The sequence below is a fragment of the Acinetobacter bouvetii DSM 14964 = CIP 107468 genome, assembly GCF_000368865.1.
In the GTDB taxonomy this organism is placed as follows: Bacteria; Pseudomonadota; Gammaproteobacteria; order Pseudomonadales; family Moraxellaceae; genus Acinetobacter; species Acinetobacter bouvetii.
Genome location: NZ_KB849730.1, coordinates 208,860 through 225,427, shown reverse-complemented (window position 1 = coordinate 225,427; position 16,568 = coordinate 208,860). Strand labels below are relative to the sequence as shown.

Genomic DNA, 16,568 nt, shown 5'->3' with positions numbered 1-16,568 from the left:
AACTATGTTAAAAATACAATGTATTTGTTTATTAAAGCTGGATGGATTATTGAAATGATCAGATATCCTGCTGATCTGACAGTGTCATAAACTTCTTTTCAATTAAGGCTGCATTTTCCTGCAAAATTTCAATGAGTTTTTGCAAATTAACAAATTCAAAGCGGTTTTTTGATGCCAGCAGGGTCAGTGCTAAAGGCGGCTCTTTACTGGAAAACTTAACCGGAACAGATAATCCCGCAACATTCGGGTCGAGTTCACCACTCGAAAAATAATAGCCTTGCTTTTTAATCTTCTTCATTTTATTGAGGAAATCATCTTCGCCATCGGCAAAGCCTACTTCTGAAAGCTGGGCTGAATAACGCTGATAGTAATCCAGAATCTGCTGCTTCGGCAGATATGACATCATTACTTTGGCTGAAGACCCGACAAAGACAGGGCGCGGACAGCCGCGTCCATAGGACAGCAGCAGGGTATTCTTGAAGACTTCATCATGCAGGTCGATACAGGAATCATGATTCAGCAGTGTCAGCAGGCAAGAAAATTCGGTGCGCTCAACAATTTCATGCATAAACGGAATGCTGATCTGCACCAGCGGGTCTGTGGTGCGGGAAATATAATCTAAAACGGCAATTTTGGAGCCCAGCGTGTAATCGCCTGAAGTTCCGCTCAGCCGCTGCAGCAGCTCTGCGGAAACCAGCTCTTTGAGATAGCGGTAGCTGGTGGGTTTGGAAAGGCCCAATTCTGCACTGATGGTGTCTACATTGATCACTGGGCGTGATACTGAAAATAAATCGAGCACAGTGAGAATTTTACCAAAACTGGAGAGCGCCATATGAACCTGCTTGGTTAAACTGAAAGTCAGAAATTGAGATATACAGTTACTTTATAACAAAATGCTGAAGATTCTGCAGGACTTTTATGCGCGCAGTGCGGCAATTCTCATCATTCAATGCACTGCATAAGAAGACTGATAAAAAGGAGTAAAATTGATCATTTTTACGCAAAATTAATCATTAGATTATCAAATTAAGATATTATATTTGACATTAATGCTATTTTTTGAAAAAATTAACATGCAAAATATCCAATGATGAACAATTGATCTTTCCTTTTCTTGGGGGCGTTTCTTTTTTGGCTGTTTTTCTTTGCTGAATGCTGAAACAGGTCTTCTGTTTTCCAGCACGCATTGCCCTTATTTTGAATGCATTTTTCCTATCTTTGCCTTTTGGGCAGCGGATACGTCATTTTGATTAATTGAAATGGCGCGATGAAGCCATCTCAAAAATAAGCCTTCATTCACTGATGAGAATCCATATGCTGCTGATTAAACCTTTACTCGCATTTCGTCCAAATAAAATGGATTGGATTTTTGCGTTTAAAACGTTTGCAGCCGGACTGCTGGCGCTGTATGCCGCATTTGAGCTGAATCTGGCCTATCCCATCTGGGCGATCGGTACGGTGTTTGTGATCGCCAATCCTTATTCCGGCATGACCTCATCAAAAAGCATTTACCGGGTTTTGGGGACGCTGATCGGCGCCATTGTTTCAGTCATTGCGACGCCGGCACTGATCAACACGCCATGGCTCTTCACTTTCTTTTTGGCCGCGTGGGTCGGATGGTGCCTGTATTTTTCATTGCTGGACAGAACACCGCGAAGCTATGTGTTTATGCTGGCAGGCTATACCACGGTCATTATTGCCTATAACGCTGTGTATTACATTGACAGCATTTCAATTTTTGATATGGCGATCGGCCGTTTTTTAGAAATTACGGTTGGGGTGGTGTGCAGCGCTATTGTGACGACGACGATTTTTCCGATGCACATTGGCCCAGCTGTGAAAGTGCGGGTCAATAAAACCGTTCAAGATACGCAGAATATTTTCAATAAGATTTTACTGAATGAAAAACATCAAAGCCATTATGCCGAATCTTTAGGCAGCCTTGCCCGCGATATTGCCGATATTCATGGCATGGCGGTGCATCTGAGCTATGAAAAGTCAACGCTCAAAGGCATGACCAAACCGCTGCAGGAAATGCTGAATCAGATGACGATGCTGCTAAGCAATTTAGTCGCCATGTCGGAACGGATGAATCAGCTGGATGAGCCGTTTAAAGATGAGCATTTTCAGCAAGAAATGGCTTCTATTCATGCGCATATTCAGATGTTTATGCAGAATGATCGGGAAATTCAGGAACAGGATTTAAACCTGCTGCCGGCGGAATTTGAACCGGATTTTCATCGGCTGATGCAATCGGCGCCGGATGAACAGCAGATTATTCTGGCGGGTCTGAAAATGGATGTTCGGCACTATATTCAGAATATCCGGGCGATTCAGCTGATCTGGCAGCGCATTAACTGCGGCGATGCGGTATTGCCGGAATCTGTAACCGCCTTGACGACAAATTATCCCAACTTGCACCGCGACCATGGCGTCGCGGTACGCGGCGGAATTTCAGCTTTTATCATTATTATCCTTGGAACTGGTTTCTGGATTCTCAGCGGTTGGAAAACAGGATTCATGCTGGCGGAAATGGCGGCGATCAGCGCCTGCATCTTAACGGCAATGGATAACCCGGTGCCTGCTTTAAAAATGTTTATCCGCGGCAATATTTATGCAGCGGTTGCCGTTTTTATTTATGCCTACGGTATTTTTCCGCATGTCACTGCATTTTGGCAGCTGGCAGCGGTGCTGGCGCCGTTTGTGATCTTCTGCCTGCTTTTATTTCCGCATCCGCCTTTAGTCGGCATTGGGCTGCCGATGCTGATGGGTACTGTTATGGGGCTGAATTTGCAGAACCGCTACAGTTTAGATCAGGTTTTATTTTTCGATGCCTCTATAGGCACGGTCATCGGGCCGATTATTTCGGTTTATGTGATTCATTTGGTGCGCGCAATGTCGCCTGAAATGACAGTGCAGCGGATATTGTCTATGCATTACAAAGCGATCCGCCAAGCGCTGTACATCCCTTATGGCGTGCCGTTCCGCATCCATTTGCGCACGATGCTTGACCGGATTGGCATCCTAAATACCAAAGCTGTGCAGTCTGAGGCTTTAAAGCGCGATATTAATTTAGCTTTGATTGAGGCCAGCGCTGTGGTCGATTTAACGCGCCTGCAGGAGCTGATGCAGGAATTTCCCGCTGAACATGAACTGGCAGCCGGCTTGGAAGACTTGATTCAGCTGCTGGATGATTACTTCAGGACAAAAGAATTGATGCGCCCTGAATTGCTGCTGAAAGATAAGGTGTTACAGAAAATTGCGCTCTTGAAGCAGCGCAGCAAGGAATTAAACAGCCGTGAAATAGCAGAGCGCCTGCTGGTGTCGCTGAACAATATCCAAAGCAGTTTATGCCATGTCCTGTGCCATGCTTCGGGCAACCCATCGAAAGCTGCGTCCTCCGAATTAGATACCGAGCCTGCAGGAGTTCAGCATGGGTGAGATGAATATTTACGGGGTATATGTCCCCATGCTGCTGATACAGGCTACTGCGGCCTATGCCGTGCTGCGCCTGCTGATTCTGTTGTTAGATAAATGGGCCGAACAGGGCTGGATTGCCATGCCGAGCGTGTTTTATCTGTGCCTGTACATCATTCTGCTGGGCTGCGGGCATTGGCTCTGTGCTGCTGTGCTGTAAAAAAAATTGAAATATTGAGGTGAAAAAATGACGTCTGTGAATGTGCGTAAATATGTGCGGCCCGTTCTCTTGCTGGCAGCTGCAGTGACGGCTTTGCTGGTCGTGCGCCATATTTGGAATTATTATAATTCTGAACCGTGGACACGGGATGGCCGTGTGCGCGGAGACGTCATTCAGGTGTCTTCTGATGTTTCCGGTTTAGTGACGGAAGTGCTGGTGCAGGATAACCAGTCGGTTAAAAAAGGCCAAGTGCTGTTTAAAATTGATGTGGCGCGTCAAGCGCTAGATGTAGAGCAGGCCAAATCGGAACTGTATAAAGCCAAAGCCGGTTTGGCAGAGGCTGAAGCGGCACTGGCGCAATCCAAAGCCAATCTGGTCAAGTCACAGGCGAATATCAACCTGGCGGATAAAAATGCAGCCCGCTATTCCAGCCTGATGGATGGCGCGATTTCCAAACAGGAACAGGATCAAATTTTTGCTGCGCGGGATGAATCTCATGCGGAACATCAGCAAATGGTCGCAGCCATCGAACAGGCGCAAGCCAATATTGTGCAGCAAAAAGCCCTGATTCAGGCAGCCGCCAGCAATCTGCATTTAGCGCAACTGAACTTAAACCGTTCTGAAGTGTTAGCGCCGGCAGACGGAACGCTCTCCAATTTTGAACTGCAGGAAGGCAATTATGTCAAAGTCGGTCAGGCAGTCGCTGCGCTGCTGGATCGGCAAAAACTGTACATTGTTGGATATTTTGAAGAAACCAAATTGGATAAAATCTACATTGGCGCGCCTGCGACTATCCAGCTGATGGGGGATTCCAAAAAAATCAAAGGCCATGTACAGGGGATTGCGAGCGGGATTGAAGACCGCGAACGGACTTCAACGACAGGACTGCTGGCCAATGTGAATCCAACGTTCAGCTGGGTGCGTTTGGCGCAGCGGGTGCCAGTGAAAATCGCTTTGGATGAAATGCCGGAGAATCAGCTGGCTTTTGTTGCAGGGCGTACTGCGACGGTGCATATTGATGCTGCTGTCAAATAAGGCCAGTTCAGCATTTCAAAAACAAAAAAGCATCCGAAAGGACGCTTTTTTGTTTTTCAGCACTCAGCCCTTTACGGCGTTAGTCCTTCTGGATTGCGGTACCAGCTTTCTATAAATAACGCCGCCGCAATGCTGTCGGCCGCCAATTTTTTGCCGCGGCCTTGCGCTTGATAATGTTCCAGTTCTCCGCGCGCTTCACGGGTCGTCAGCCGTTCATCCACCATCAGTGTTTCAATATTGGTTTGATGGCGCAGCCTGCGGGCAAACTTGCGGGAACGGACAGACAGTTCAGATTCTGTATCATCCATATTCAGCGGCAGGCCGACTAAGAATAAATTCGGCTGATACTGCCGGATGATTTTCAGCAGTTCATCCCAATTGGGAATGCCGTCTTTCATGGGAAACAGCGCCAAAGGGTTCGCGCTTTCAATCATGGACTGGCCCACCGCCATGCCCATTTTCTGTGTGCCGAAGTCAAACGCCATAATCATGTTCGGTGTATTTAAATCAGGCATGTCCAATCTCTGAAGATAACCAAATGCGGTCTACCCCCATTTTTTTATAGGCGGCATCCCAGCGCGCATCGTAAGGCAAATTAAAAATCAAATCCATGTCTGCATCGCAAATCAGCCAATCGCCGCGTGAAATTTCCGCTTCCAGCTGATTTTTGTCCCAGCTGGCATAGCCCAGCGCAATTTGATAGCGGCCAACGCCTTCATTGTGCGCAATCGCATCCAAAATATCTTTTGAGGTGGTAATGCAGACATTTTCACCGACGGCAATAGAGGAATGCCAAGTCGGCTGGCCCGTATGCAGGACAAAGCCTGCTTCTGGGCGCAAGGGGCCGCCTTGCAGTACTGCATGCGGATTGACATTATCCGCATCAATTTCAAGGTCATTCAGCAATTCTTTAATTTGGATGCCTGAAGGCCGGTTAATGATAATGCCTTGAGCGCCGTCATGGTCATGGCGGGCCAAGTAAATGACTGTATTTGCAAAGAAGTCATCCTGCATATCTGGCGGAGCAATCAGGCAGCGATGCGTCAGATATTGTTTAGACACCTAGGCCTTTCTCCTTATCTCGATCAGATGAATGTTAATAATTATGTATTTATCAACATACTAGACTAAGTCAGGTTCAACAATGAATTTTTGTATGAATTCTGGGTTTTATGCTGCCGGCATACCTGCTGTACGGCTGCCCGGTATGCTGTAATCCTTGCGGTGCAGTCTGGAGAAAACCGGCTGCCGCTATACAGGCATTGTGCAATAAAGATGCCATAAAAAAGCCTTCGAAGGTCTCAAAGGCTTTTACGAATTGGTTGAGGCGCCTGTTTCACTGCATTTAACTGTGCTGAAATTTCAGCTGGCGCAATTGGCGGGCGTGCTGCAGGGTGGTTTCATTAATTTCCACACCGCCAGTCATACGGGCCAGTTCTTGGATGCGGCCATCTTCCCCAAGTTCAAAGATGGTGCTGCTGGCGGGATCCGTCTGCTGTTTTTTTACCAGCAGATGCTGATCGGACTGCGCGGCCACCTGCGCCTGATGGGTGATGCACAGAATCTGCACATGTTCCGCCAAGCCAGCCAGCAAACGACCGACAATTTCCGCGGTTCCGCCGCTGATTCCGACATCAATTTCATCAAAAACAATCACTTCAGCATCAGTTTTTTCAGCATTCATCACCTGCATAACTAAGGCGATACGGGAAAGTTCCCCGCCAGACGCAACGCGCGCCAGTGGCTGTGCAGGAATGCCTTTGTTGGCGGTAAACAGCAGCTGAATAAAGCTGAGGCCTTCGCTGGATGCATCATCAAGAGGCTCAAATTTAAATTCAAAATGCGCTTCAGGCAGCGCCAGCTGTTTTACCTGCTCTGTCAGCTGTTTGGCAAGCGGCGCGGCGGCCTCACGGCGGATGGCATCTAAATGCTGCGCTTTGGCTAAGAAATCCTGATGTGAAATTTCAACTTGTTCCGCCAAGGTTTCCGGATCTTCCAGCTCATGCAGCTGCTGCAGTTCAGCCTGCCATGCTGCATATTCTGTTTTCAGCAGTTCAGGCTGTGCGCGGTACTTGCGCGCGAGGCGGTGGAAAATTTCCAGCTGTGAATTCAGCTCTTCCATGCGTTCCGGATCAAAGCTCTGGCGGTCCATAAATTGGCGCAAGTTTGCTGTTGCATCTTCCAATTCGCTTTGTGCATTCAGCATGGAAGCATAAATTTCAGCCAGCTGTTCGCTGCGCCCCGCATGAGGCTCAATGCGCCTTAAAATAGATGAAATTTCCTGATTGATATTCTGTTCGGCATCATCCAGCGCAGCGAGGCTATAGCTGCAGTCTTGCATAATATGTTCATGATGGCTCAGGCGGTCGAATTCCTGCTCGATGTCTTTATAATCCATCTGAACCATCGGTTCGAGCTCTTCCAGCTGCAGTTCCAATGTGTCGATACGCTGTTTTCGGGTCGCTTGCGCATCCAGCGCTGCCTGATGCTGGCGGATATCTTTTTGCCATTTGCTATAGGCATCACGTACTGTTTGTGCCGGCGCGTAAAAATTGCTGTAGCGGTCTATCCAGTGTTTAGGGTAGGGCGGTTCCAGCAGCTGCTGCTGGCTGTGCTGGCTATATAGCTGAACCAGCAAGCGGCCGATTTCTTTTAACTCTGCTAAACTGCTCGGGCGGCCATTGATCCATGCTTTGCTGCGGCCAGTGGCGAAAACTACACGCCGCAGCAGCAGTTCGCCAGATTCATCATCCAGTTCCTGTTCTTTGAGCCACAGCGCTTCAGGCGAATCCGGCTGATAGCTGAAGGTTGCTGTCACATCCGCTTTATCTGATCCAAAGCGCACATAATTGGTATCTGTGCGTTCACCTAAGCAAGCCGAAAGCGCATCCAGCAGCAAAGACTTTCCTGCGCCGGTTTCACCGGTTAAGACGTTGAAACCTTGTTCAATATCAATGGCTAAATGTTCGGCTAAAGCAAAATTGATCAGAGTTAAATGTGTCAGCATAAACGCATCCAAGCTGCGAGAAGTTCGAGTTTAAGATAGACAAGTTTTGTTTTTGTCACAAGACGGATTTTATTTTTAAATCACCGTAAACCTCGTAATTCTATATTAATTTCAAAATAAAAATACACATTCAGTATGATCCTCGGGTAAATCATCTCATACAGCGCAAAAATGTGCAGGCCTGCTTTAAAACACCGGCTTGAAAATAAGCATCGGAAAATTCCAGCCCAGTGTGTACGGCTTGGGCTTGGCTGGGCCATTTCATTGATATGGCATGCCAGTCGGCAGCTCAGTTTTCAGATCAATTGCAGCGCTATCCCTCAAAAGCGCGCTTGGATCTGAAGCAGGCGGGAGTTTGCAGGGCAGCATGGAAAAAGAAATTTGTACTGCGGAATGACTTGTTTTAGACTCAATACCCATTGGGGTAAAATCGCCTGCAATGCATGCAATCGAGTGCGGGCAGGCGGCATCTAATTCTTTGGTCGATCTGTATCAAAGATGGATTGATTCGTGCAGACAGCGCCATTAAACTGCTGTTAGCAAATACTATAAATATGCTTTATCTGGAGAAAATAAGCATGTCAGCTCAGTTTGATCATGTATCAGTCATCAAAAAATCAAATGTCTATTTTGGCGGTCTCTGCATTAGCCACACTGTGCAATTTGAAGATGGCACCAAAAAAACACTGGGGGTGATTTTGCCGACTGAACAGGCGTTAACTTTTGAAACGCATGTTCCTGAGCGCATGGAAATTATTTCTGGTGAATGCCGCGTGCAGATTGCTGACGGCGAAGAAAGCGAATTATTCCGCGCAGGCCAGTCATTTTATGTGCCGGGCAATAGCCGCTTTAAAATAGAAACAGACGAAGTGCTGGATTATGTTTGCCATTTAGAAGGCTGATTTATTCTGGGCGCTGAACTGACTTAGGTTAAGAAATTTCAGTCTAAATCAGTTAAACTACGCATTAAGCATAAATCCTGTAAAGTTTGCTTTACAGGATTTTTCTTTTGAATGATCAATTAAAGTTAGAGGCCGTTCATGGCGAAACCTGAATATTATTATGGCGTACATTCTGTAGAGTCATTGCTGGAGCTTGAACCTGAGCGTGTTTTAACTTTATTCGCTTTGAAAGGCCGTGAAGATCAGCGCCTGCAGCGTATTTTTGAATTGGCGGAACCCTTTGGCGTCAGCATTCAAAAAGCCAGCCGGGACACCTTGGAAAAATTGGCGGGCTTGCCGTACCATCAGGGTGTCGTGGCAGCTGTGCGCCCGCATCCCACGTTAAATGAAAAAGATTTAGAAGACTTGCTGACGGTATCCAAACAGCCTTTATTGCTGGCTTTGGACCAAATCACAGATCCGCACAATTTGGGCGCGTGCATCCGTACTGCGGCCGCGATGGGCGTTGAAGCGGTGATTGTGCCGCGTGACCGTTCAGCAAGCTTAACGCCAACGGCGCGTAAAGTCGCAGCCGGCGGAGCGGAAAAAGTGAAATTCATTCAGGTGACTAACTTGGCGCGCACCTTAGGGCAAATCAAAGAGCAGTTTAATGTTCAGGTGGTCGGCACCATGCTGGATGAGCAGGCATTGCCGATTCATCAGTTTGACTTTACCGGCGCTGCCGTATGTGTGGTGATGGGCGCGGAGGATACAGGCTTACGTCCTATTACCCAAGCGCAGTGCGATCAAAAAGTCTATATCCCGATGGCGGGGAATTTGCAAAGTCTCAATGTGAGTGTTGCAACAGGCATGGCGCTGTATGAAGCCTGCCGCCAGCGCAATCACTGATTGATCTAACCAAAAAAAGCTGAGAGCAATGTCCCCGAAAAGGCAAGGTTATCTATACGTTCTGATTACGATGTGCATTTGGGGCGGTTTTACCCTCACGGCGCGCTTGAGCGCAAATTGGGGAATCAGCGCTTGGGATTTAACCGCCTTGCGTTTTGTGCTGGCCTTTATCATCTTAATGCCGATCTTGATCTACAAGAAAGATACGGCATTTTTATGCAAAAAGGAGCCGTTTATTTTAGCGATGCTGGGCGGCGTGATTTACTGCTTAACGGCTTACAGCGCTTTTCATTATGCCCCGGCAGCGCATGCGGCTATTTTTTTGAACGGCTGCATCCCGCTATGCACTGCCGTGGCGGCATATGTATTGTTTCAGCAGTCGTTTGACCGCCACACATGGATCAGCCTTGCCATCATGGTGATTTCTTTAGGCGCCATGAGCTTCCTGATGTATCTGCAAACAGGGCAGGCATTTGGCTTGGGCGATCTGCTGTTTTTCCTCAGCGCCATTTGGTGGGGGATTTTCACTGTATTGCTGCGTCAGTGGAAATTATCGGCATGGCATGCCATGGCCGGTGTTGCGGTTTGGTCAGCGATCATTTATGTGCCGATCTATCTGCTGTTTCTGCCGAAGCATCTTACTGAGCCAGATCCCGTGCATTTAATTTCGCAGGTGCTCTTTCATGGCATTTTTGTGGTGATTATTGCGACCTTGACCTATGTTGAGGCCATTAAGCGCTTAGGTGCATTTAAGACGGGCAGTATTGTGACTTTGGCGCCTTTTATTGCGGCTATTATTGCGGTGCCTTTGCTGAATGAGCCATTGAATATCGCGATTGTCTGCGGATTGGCGGGGATGGGGATTGGCGCACTGCAGCCGTGGCGCTGGCTGGTTCATCAAGATCCGCTCCAGCAGCAATTGAACGAACAAAAAAAGCAGCCAGATTAGGACTGCTTTTTTAATGCCATGGCGAGATATTTTTCATGCATTGGCTGCAGATGCTGATATAAATGATCTAGATGGCCATCATTCAGCACAATATCATCTGCAATCTGCTGCTTGCGGAGGCGGGGCATTTGCGCCGCAATGATTTTTTTGATCTGCTCCTCATTTTGCCCATCGCGCTGCGATGCGCGCAGAATCTGCAGTTCTTCAGATGCATCAATCAGCAAAGTGCGCTGAGTCAGCTCATGCTGATTGGTTTCAAACAGCAGGGGAGAAACCAAGATGGCATATGGGCTGTCTGCTTGCGCCAGCTGCTGAATAATGGAGTTTCGGATGGCTGGATGAGTGATTTGCTCTAATACTTTGCGTGCTTCAGGTGCTTTAAAGATATGTTCACGCAATGCGCGGCGGTTGAGTTCACCATCTGCCTGCAAAACCCAATCGCCGAAAGCTTGATGGATATCCTTTAAGGCGGGCTGGCCTTTTTGCACTATTTCACGCGCGACGATATCGGCATCTACCACAACGATGCATTGAGATTCAAACCAAGCGCTGGCCGCCGATTTTCCGCTGCCGATGCCGCCTGTTAATCCCACCACAAAAGCCATGCCTATTCCTTATTGACCCAAATAAATTTTCATAATCTGCTCACCCCAGAGAAAGGCGATCCAGCCGGCAATGGCAATATAGGGGCCAAAAGCAAAAGGCTGATTTTCCTTGCGGATTTTCAGTAGGATAATGCCGATAATTGCGCCGACTAAGGATGATAAGAGCACAATCAGCGGCAGCATCAGCGGCCCCATCCATGCGCCTAGCGCTGCCAGAAGTTTAAAATCTCCGTAGCCCATGCCTTCTTTGCCGGTCACAATTTTAAAGAGGTAATAGACAATCCAAAGGCAAAGGAAGCCAATGATATACCCCCAAATCGATGATACCGGAGAAGTATAGATAGCGAAGCTATTGATGCCTAAGCCTAAAGCCGCCAAAGGGAGCGTATAGCGGTCAGGAAGCAGCTGAGTATCAAAATCAATAAATGTCAGGGCGATTAAGACCCACGTGAACAGCAAGCCGAACAGCATTTGCAGCGTTGGGCCAAAGACGGTGACGACAATCAATGAACATCCTGCGGTCAGCAGTTCAATCAGCGGATAACGGATGCTGATCGGGTTTTGGCAGGCGCCGCATTTACCGCGCAATATCAGCCAGCTGATCACAGGAATATTTTGATACCACCGAATCGGACTGTGGCACTTTGGACAGGTTGAAGCGGGTTTGCTCAGCGTGATTTTGCTTTCATCAATAATCGGCTGTTCAGGATGCAGCAGAAACTGGCAATCAGTGCGCCACTCCTGTTCCATCATTTTTGGCGTGCGGTAAATAACCACATTCAAAAAACTGCCTATGCACAGGCTGAATAGGCCAACAGCAATATAAAGCGCTGTTGGATTTTCGATAAAATAGGAAATAATATTGGAGAACAATTTTAATTTAAGCCTTTTTAGATTTAACTAACCACAGAACCCATCTGGAAGATTGGCAGGTACATGGCAATCACTAAGCCGCCAACCAGCACACCCAGAATGGCCATAATTAAAGGCTCCATCATAGAGGTTAAGCCGTCAACGGCATTGTCGACTTCATTTTCATAATGCGTTGCCACTTTATCCAGCATGGCATCCAGAGCGCCAGACTCTTCACCAATGGCCACCATCTGTACCGCCATAGAAGGAAATTTATCAGTCACCCGCATGGCAAACTGCAGCTGCTGGCCGGTTGCCACGTCTTCACGGATCTTCATGACCGCAGTTTCATAGACGACGTTGTTGGTTGCGCCTGCCGTGGATTCCAGTGCATCAATCAGCGGTACGCCGGCAGCAAAGGTGGTTGCCAGCGTGCGGCTGTAGCGTGCGATAATCGCTTTATATACCAAGTCTCCAAAAATCGGCGCTTTCAGCGCAGCTTTATCCAGAAAATCTCGAAATTTTTTGCTGCGTTTTTTGGCTTCTAAGAAACAGGCAATGACCGCAGCGACAGCGATAATAAAGATAAACCAATATTGCTGGAACCAGTTGGACATGGCAACAACCATTTGCGTAAATGCGGGAAGTTCTGCACCGAAAGATGAAAAAAGCCCTTGGAATACAGGAACTACCTTGACCATGAGGATAATCGTGACAATAGCTGCGACAACAAGAACTGTTGCAGGATACTTCATGGCTTTTTTAATTTTTTGCTTCAGCAGTTCACTTTTTTCTTTGTAAATCGCTACACGGTCCAGCATGGTTTCCAGTGCGCCGGACTGTTCGCCTGATTCAACTAGAGAACAGAATAGGTTATCAAAATACTGCGGATATTTACGCAGTGCGCCGGCAAAAGTATTGCCGCCTTCCACTTCGCCTTTAATCCCTAAGACAACTTCACGCATAGATGGGTTTTCAAGGCCTTCAGCAACAATTTCAAAACCCTGCACCAAAGGAACACCGGCTTTCATCATCGTCGCAAGCTGGCGGGTAAAAATAGTGATGTCCAGTGTAGACACTTTCTTTTTCATCAATCCTTCGAGAATGTTCTTGCGCTTCTCCCGAATATTCTTAATGGTAATGCCTTGCTTGCGCAACGTCACTTTTGCCAGCGCCATGTTGCGCGCCGGCAGTTCCCCCTTGAGTTTGGCCCCTTTACGGTCAATCCCTTCATAACTGAAGGTTGGCATCATCTGCGCTTTTTTGACAGCCATGAATTTATCCTTATTTTAAATATTAAAAACAGCCATTATTCACTGGTTACGCGATTGACTTCCTGAAGAGAAGTCACCCCCTGCATAACCTTAACTAAGCCTGAACGGCGCAAATTGTTAAATCCTGCTTGATTTGCAGCCTCTGCAATAAGAAGCGCGTTGCCGTCTTCCATAATAATGCGTGAAATCTCCGGCGTCACTTTCATTACTTCATAAATACCGACACGGCCTTTATAGCCTTCACGGCATTCTGGACAGCCGACAGGCTGGTAAACTTGAAAGTCTGGGTTTTTCAGATCATCTTCTGTAAAGCCCATTTCCAGCAGGCTTTGCTGTGGAATTTCCACTGCTTCTTTACATTGCGAGCACAGGCGGCGCGCTAAGCGCTGTGCAATCACCAGATTGACTGAAGTTGCGATATTGAATGAAGGCACACCCATATTGCGCAGACGCGTCAACGTTTCAGGCGCGCTGTTGGTATGCAGCGTCGACATTACCATATGGCCTGTCTGCGCCGCTTTAATGGCAATTTCAGCCGTTTCTAAATCACGAATCTCACCAACCATGACAATATCCGGATCCTGGCGCAGGAAAGATTTTAATGCGGCGGAGAAGGTTAAGCCCACTTTATTGTTGACATTGACTTGATTGATTCCTTCCAAATTAATCTCTACCGGGTCTTCTGCGGTGGATATATTGGTGTCTTCCCGGTTTAAAATATTCAGGCCAGTATATAAAGATACCGTTTTACCTGAACCCGTTGGACCAGTAATCAGCAGCATGCCTTGGGGTTTTTCTAAAGCCTGCATAAACAGTTCTTTTTGATCAGGTTCATAACCCAGCGCATCAATCCCGAGCATGGCGCTGGATGGATCCAGAATACGCAGCACCAGTTTTTCACCGAACAGCGTAGGCAGTGAGTTTACACGGAAGTCGATCGCCTTGCTTTTGGATAATTTCAGCTTAATGCGGCCGTCTTGCGGAACGCGCTTTTCAGAAATGTCCATTTGCGACATTACTTTGAGGCGGGATGCTAAGCGATTCGCCAGCTGCAAGGGCGGGTTGGCAATTGATCTCAGCACGCCATCGACGCGGTAGCGGACACGGTAAGATTTTTCATAGGGTTCAAAGTGCAAATCCGAAGCGCCCATGCGGATGGCATCGACCAGCAGCTTATTGATGTATTTAACAATAGGCGCTTCTTCGCCTTTTTCTTCTTCTTCATCATCGGTGTTCTGGTCAGGGGCATCTGTCGCAATATCAAGATCGAAATCATCATCAAAATCAAAAGTGCTTTCTTCCGCGAATTGCTGCTCAATCAGCTTTTCCAGCTTATGGTGCTCAACAATAATGGTTTCCGTGTTCATTTTGCTGCTGAAGCGGATTGCATCCACAGCTTCAATGTTGGTCGGATTGCTGGTTGCCACATACAGTGTGCTGGCATGTTTGTAAATCGGCAGCACGCGGTAGCGCGTGATCAGCTTCTCGTCAATATCTTCGCGGATAATCAGATTGGCATCATAAGCGGAAATGTCAAAAATCGGTTCGCCAAATTCTGCTGAAATGGTTTCCGCCACAGTCAATGACGGAATGTTCAGTTCTTTGGTCAGGTACGCGACAATGTCCTGATTGGCTTTTTGGGCGCTTAAGAGCGCTTCACGCATTTTTTCTGCAGATACGTGTCCTTCTTCGACCAGGCGCCGAATAAACCCTGTAAATCTTGGAGATCCCTGTAGTGCTGTCATGCTTGAATAGGCCTATACTTCAGTTTGTTTATAATTGGTATTTGAAAATTATACTTTTGTTATTTAAAAATACCATATCTTAAAGTGTTGTCACTACCTAAGTATTGATCAAAACTTTGAACCAGTCCTTAAATCGCTGCTTTTTTTTGGGAAAATTGTGCTGAAAATTGTATTTCTTATTTTTTAGCTAAAATTGTAAGCTGAAAATTATCATCAAAATTTTCAATTGCGTGTAGAATGTGCCCGTTTTCATCTAAAGTTTCTGCAGGTTATTTATGTCGGGTTCGGCGATTACACCTTGGGTTGTTGGCAATTGGAAAATGAACCCAATGCGGGCAGATGCCAAACAGCTGGTTCAAGAATTAAAACAATTGCTTCAAAATCAAAATATTGAAGAATCTAAATGTCATATTGGCGTGGCGCCGGTTGCGCTTGCGCTGGAAACTGTTCAAACGCAGTTTTCAGATTGCAGCCGTGCGGTCAGCATCTTTGCGCAAGATTTATCCCGTGTTGCCGGCACGGGCGCTTATACAGGCGAAATCAGTGCCGAATTACTGAAAGACAGTAAAATTGAATATGTGCTGATTGGCCACTCTGAACGGCGTGAAATTTTTGGCGACAGCCCAGCGGTAATTAATGAAAAAATCAAAAATGCTTTAAACGCTGGCTTAACAGTGATTTATTGTGTAGGTGAAAGCCTTGCGCAGCGTGAAAATGGTCAAGCTGAGCACACCGTGCTGCAGCAAATCTGTGACATTGCAGCGGTGGTCCAGAGTGAGCAATGGAGCAATATCATTATGGCTTATGAACCAATTTGGGCGATTGGCACGGGCAAAACAGCTTCGCCGGAAGACGCCCAGGCAATGCATGCGAAAATCCGTGAAGGGCTCAGCCAAATTACGCCTGCCGGCAAAGGCATCGCGATTTTATATGGCGGTAGTGTAAAACCTGAAAATGCAGTAGAGTTAGCAGCCTGCCCAGACATCAATGGTGCATTGGTTGGCGGCGCATCTTTAAATGCAGAGGCTTTTTATCAAATTGCCCAAGCATTTGCGAATACAAAATAATTAGGAGTACAGCATGCAAACTTTTGTGCTGGTGGTGCATATTATCTTAGCCGTTTTGATGATTGTTTTGATTTTAGTTCAGCATGGCAAAGGGGCGGACGCAGGTGCATCTTTTGGCGGCGGCGGCGCAGCAACAGTATTTGGCGCATCTGGCTCGGCTAACTTTTTGACCCGCTTAACTGCGATTTTAACTGCATTATTCTTTGTAACCAGCTTAACGCTGGCTGTTTATGCGAAGAAGCAAACTGCCGATGCATACAGCCTGAAATCAATTTCTTCTGCGCCGGCAGCGCCTGCTAAATCGGCTGAAACTTCACCAACTGCGCCAAAAACAGCCGAATAATATTATTTAGCTCTTTCTTTTTTGAGGTGATGCGTCTAGAATGCGTCACTGCTGCGGTGGTGGTGGAATTGGTAGACACGCTACCTTGAGGTGGTAGTGCTTTCGGGCGTGGGGGTTCAAGTCCCCCCTTCCGCACCAACTTGTAATCCAGAACATAAGTTGGTGTGTGCAGCAAATCTGTTGATGCGGGATGGAGCAGTCTGGTAGCTCGTCGGGCTCATAACCCGAAGGTCGTTGGTTCAAATCCAGCTCCCGCTACCAATC

The 16,568-nt window shown here is 47.2% G+C and carries 16 protein-coding genes and 2 tRNA genes; 10 read left to right on the top strand and 8 right to left on the bottom strand.

The window, feature by feature from the left end; translation table 11 throughout:
* Positions 1–58: 58 nt before the first annotated feature.
* The gene (locus F941_RS15700; RefSeq protein ID WP_005013322.1) at positions 59–832 is read right to left on the bottom strand and encodes an IclR family transcriptional regulator; all 774 of its coding nucleotides are present in this window, start codon (positions 830–832) and stop codon (positions 59–61) included.
* A 482-nt stretch (positions 833–1,314) separates the two neighbouring features.
* On the opposite strand from F941_RS15700, the gene F941_RS15695 reads away from it, so the two are divergent.
* The 3 genes from F941_RS15695 to F941_RS15685 are packed head-to-tail and all read left to right on the top strand — an operon-like array spanning position 1,315 to position 4,672.
* Positions 1,315–3,441, top strand: a complete 2,127-nt coding sequence (locus F941_RS15695; protein WP_005013317.1) for an FUSC family protein — start codon at positions 1,315–1,317, stop codon at positions 3,439–3,441.
* Positions 3,434–3,637, top strand: coding sequence for a DUF1656 domain-containing protein (locus F941_RS15690; protein WP_005013316.1), 204 nt, complete (start codon positions 3,434–3,436; stop codon positions 3,635–3,637). Before F941_RS15695 ends, F941_RS15690 begins: the two co-directional genes overlap by 8 nt.
* Positions 3,638–3,664: 27 nt before the next feature.
* The gene (locus tag F941_RS15685) at positions 3,665–4,672 is read left to right on the top strand and encodes an HlyD family secretion protein (RefSeq protein WP_005013313.1); all 1,008 of its coding nucleotides are present in this window, start codon (positions 3,665–3,667) and stop codon (positions 4,670–4,672) included.
* Between the two features lie 71 nt (positions 4,673–4,743).
* Here F941_RS15685 and ruvX read toward each other — a convergent pair whose 3' ends face one another.
* The 3 genes from ruvX to recN form a co-directional block, all read right to left on the bottom strand.
* Positions 4,744–5,187 (bottom strand): Holliday junction resolvase RuvX, encoded by a 444-nt coding sequence (gene ruvX / locus F941_RS15680; RefSeq protein WP_005013312.1) that lies wholly within the window; start codon positions 5,185–5,187, stop codon positions 4,744–4,746.
* Complete coding sequence (locus F941_RS15675; RefSeq protein ID WP_005013310.1) at positions 5,180–5,734, bottom strand: YqgE/AlgH family protein; 555 nt, start codon at positions 5,732–5,734, stop codon at positions 5,180–5,182. The genes ruvX and F941_RS15675 overlap by 8 nt, the downstream gene beginning before the upstream one ends.
* A gap of 283 nt (positions 5,735–6,017) precedes the next feature.
* On the bottom strand, positions 6,018–7,679 hold the full coding sequence (recN, locus tag F941_RS15670; RefSeq protein ID WP_005013309.1) for a DNA repair protein RecN: 1,662 nt from the start codon (positions 7,677–7,679) through the stop codon (positions 6,018–6,020).
* A gap of 578 nt (positions 7,680–8,257) precedes the next feature.
* On the opposite strand from recN, the gene ppnP reads away from it, so the two are divergent.
* The 3 genes from ppnP to F941_RS15655 all read left to right on the top strand — a co-directional run bounded on the left by ppnP (position 8,258) and on the right by F941_RS15655 (position 10,418).
* Positions 8,258–8,581 carry a pyrimidine/purine nucleoside phosphorylase gene (gene ppnP, locus F941_RS15665; RefSeq protein WP_005013307.1) on the top strand — a complete coding sequence of 108 codons (324 nt, stop codon included), beginning with the start codon at positions 8,258–8,260 and terminating at the stop codon, positions 8,579–8,581.
* A 138-nt stretch (positions 8,582–8,719) separates the two neighbouring features.
* Positions 8,720–9,469: a 23S rRNA (guanosine(2251)-2'-O)-methyltransferase RlmB gene (gene rlmB, locus F941_RS15660; protein WP_005013305.1), complete on the top strand. Its 750-nt coding sequence runs from the start codon at positions 8,720–8,722 to the stop codon at positions 9,467–9,469.
* A 28-nt stretch (positions 9,470–9,497) separates the two neighbouring features.
* Positions 9,498–10,418: a DMT family transporter gene (locus tag F941_RS15655; protein WP_005013303.1), complete on the top strand. Its 921-nt coding sequence runs from the start codon at positions 9,498–9,500 to the stop codon at positions 10,416–10,418.
* Here the strand turns inward: F941_RS15655 and coaE are convergent.
* The 4 genes from coaE to pilB are packed head-to-tail and all read right to left on the bottom strand — an operon-like array spanning position 10,415 to position 14,894.
* Positions 10,415–11,023: a dephospho-CoA kinase gene (coaE, locus tag F941_RS15650; protein ID WP_005013302.1), complete on the bottom strand. Its 609-nt coding sequence runs from the start codon at positions 11,021–11,023 to the stop codon at positions 10,415–10,417. The two genes, F941_RS15655 and coaE, sit on opposite strands and share 4 nt — an antisense overlap.
* Before the next feature lie 9 nt (positions 11,024–11,032).
* Complete coding sequence (locus F941_RS16835; protein WP_005013298.1) at positions 11,033–11,896, bottom strand: prepilin peptidase; 864 nt, start codon at positions 11,894–11,896, stop codon at positions 11,033–11,035.
* A gap of 23 nt (positions 11,897–11,919) precedes the next feature.
* Positions 11,920–13,149: a type II secretion system F family protein gene (locus tag F941_RS15640; RefSeq protein ID WP_005013295.1), complete on the bottom strand. Its 1,230-nt coding sequence runs from the start codon at positions 13,147–13,149 to the stop codon at positions 11,920–11,922.
* A gap of 35 nt (positions 13,150–13,184) precedes the next feature.
* Positions 13,185–14,894, bottom strand: coding sequence for a type IV-A pilus assembly ATPase PilB (pilB, locus tag F941_RS15635; RefSeq protein WP_005013293.1), 1,710 nt, complete (start codon positions 14,892–14,894; stop codon positions 13,185–13,187).
* Positions 14,895–15,169: 275 nt separating this feature from the next.
* Here pilB and tpiA point away from each other — a divergent pair, with 275 nt between their 5' ends.
* From tpiA to F941_RS15615, 4 genes are all read left to right on the top strand, one after another.
* A complete protein-coding gene (gene tpiA / locus F941_RS15630; RefSeq protein WP_005013292.1) occupies positions 15,170–15,961 on the top strand; it encodes a triose-phosphate isomerase in 792 nt (263 codons plus the stop codon).
* Positions 15,962–15,974: 13 nt separating this feature from the next.
* A complete protein-coding gene (gene secG, locus F941_RS15625) occupies positions 15,975–16,304 on the top strand; it encodes a preprotein translocase subunit SecG (protein WP_005013290.1) in 330 nt (109 codons plus the stop codon).
* A gap of 53 nt (positions 16,305–16,357) precedes the next feature.
* Positions 16,358–16,442: transfer RNA gene (locus F941_RS15620), tRNA-Leu, on the top strand.
* A gap of 46 nt (positions 16,443–16,488) precedes the next feature.
* Positions 16,489–16,565, top strand: a tRNA-Met gene (locus tag F941_RS15615).
* The last annotated feature ends 3 nt before the right edge of the window (positions 16,566–16,568 follow it).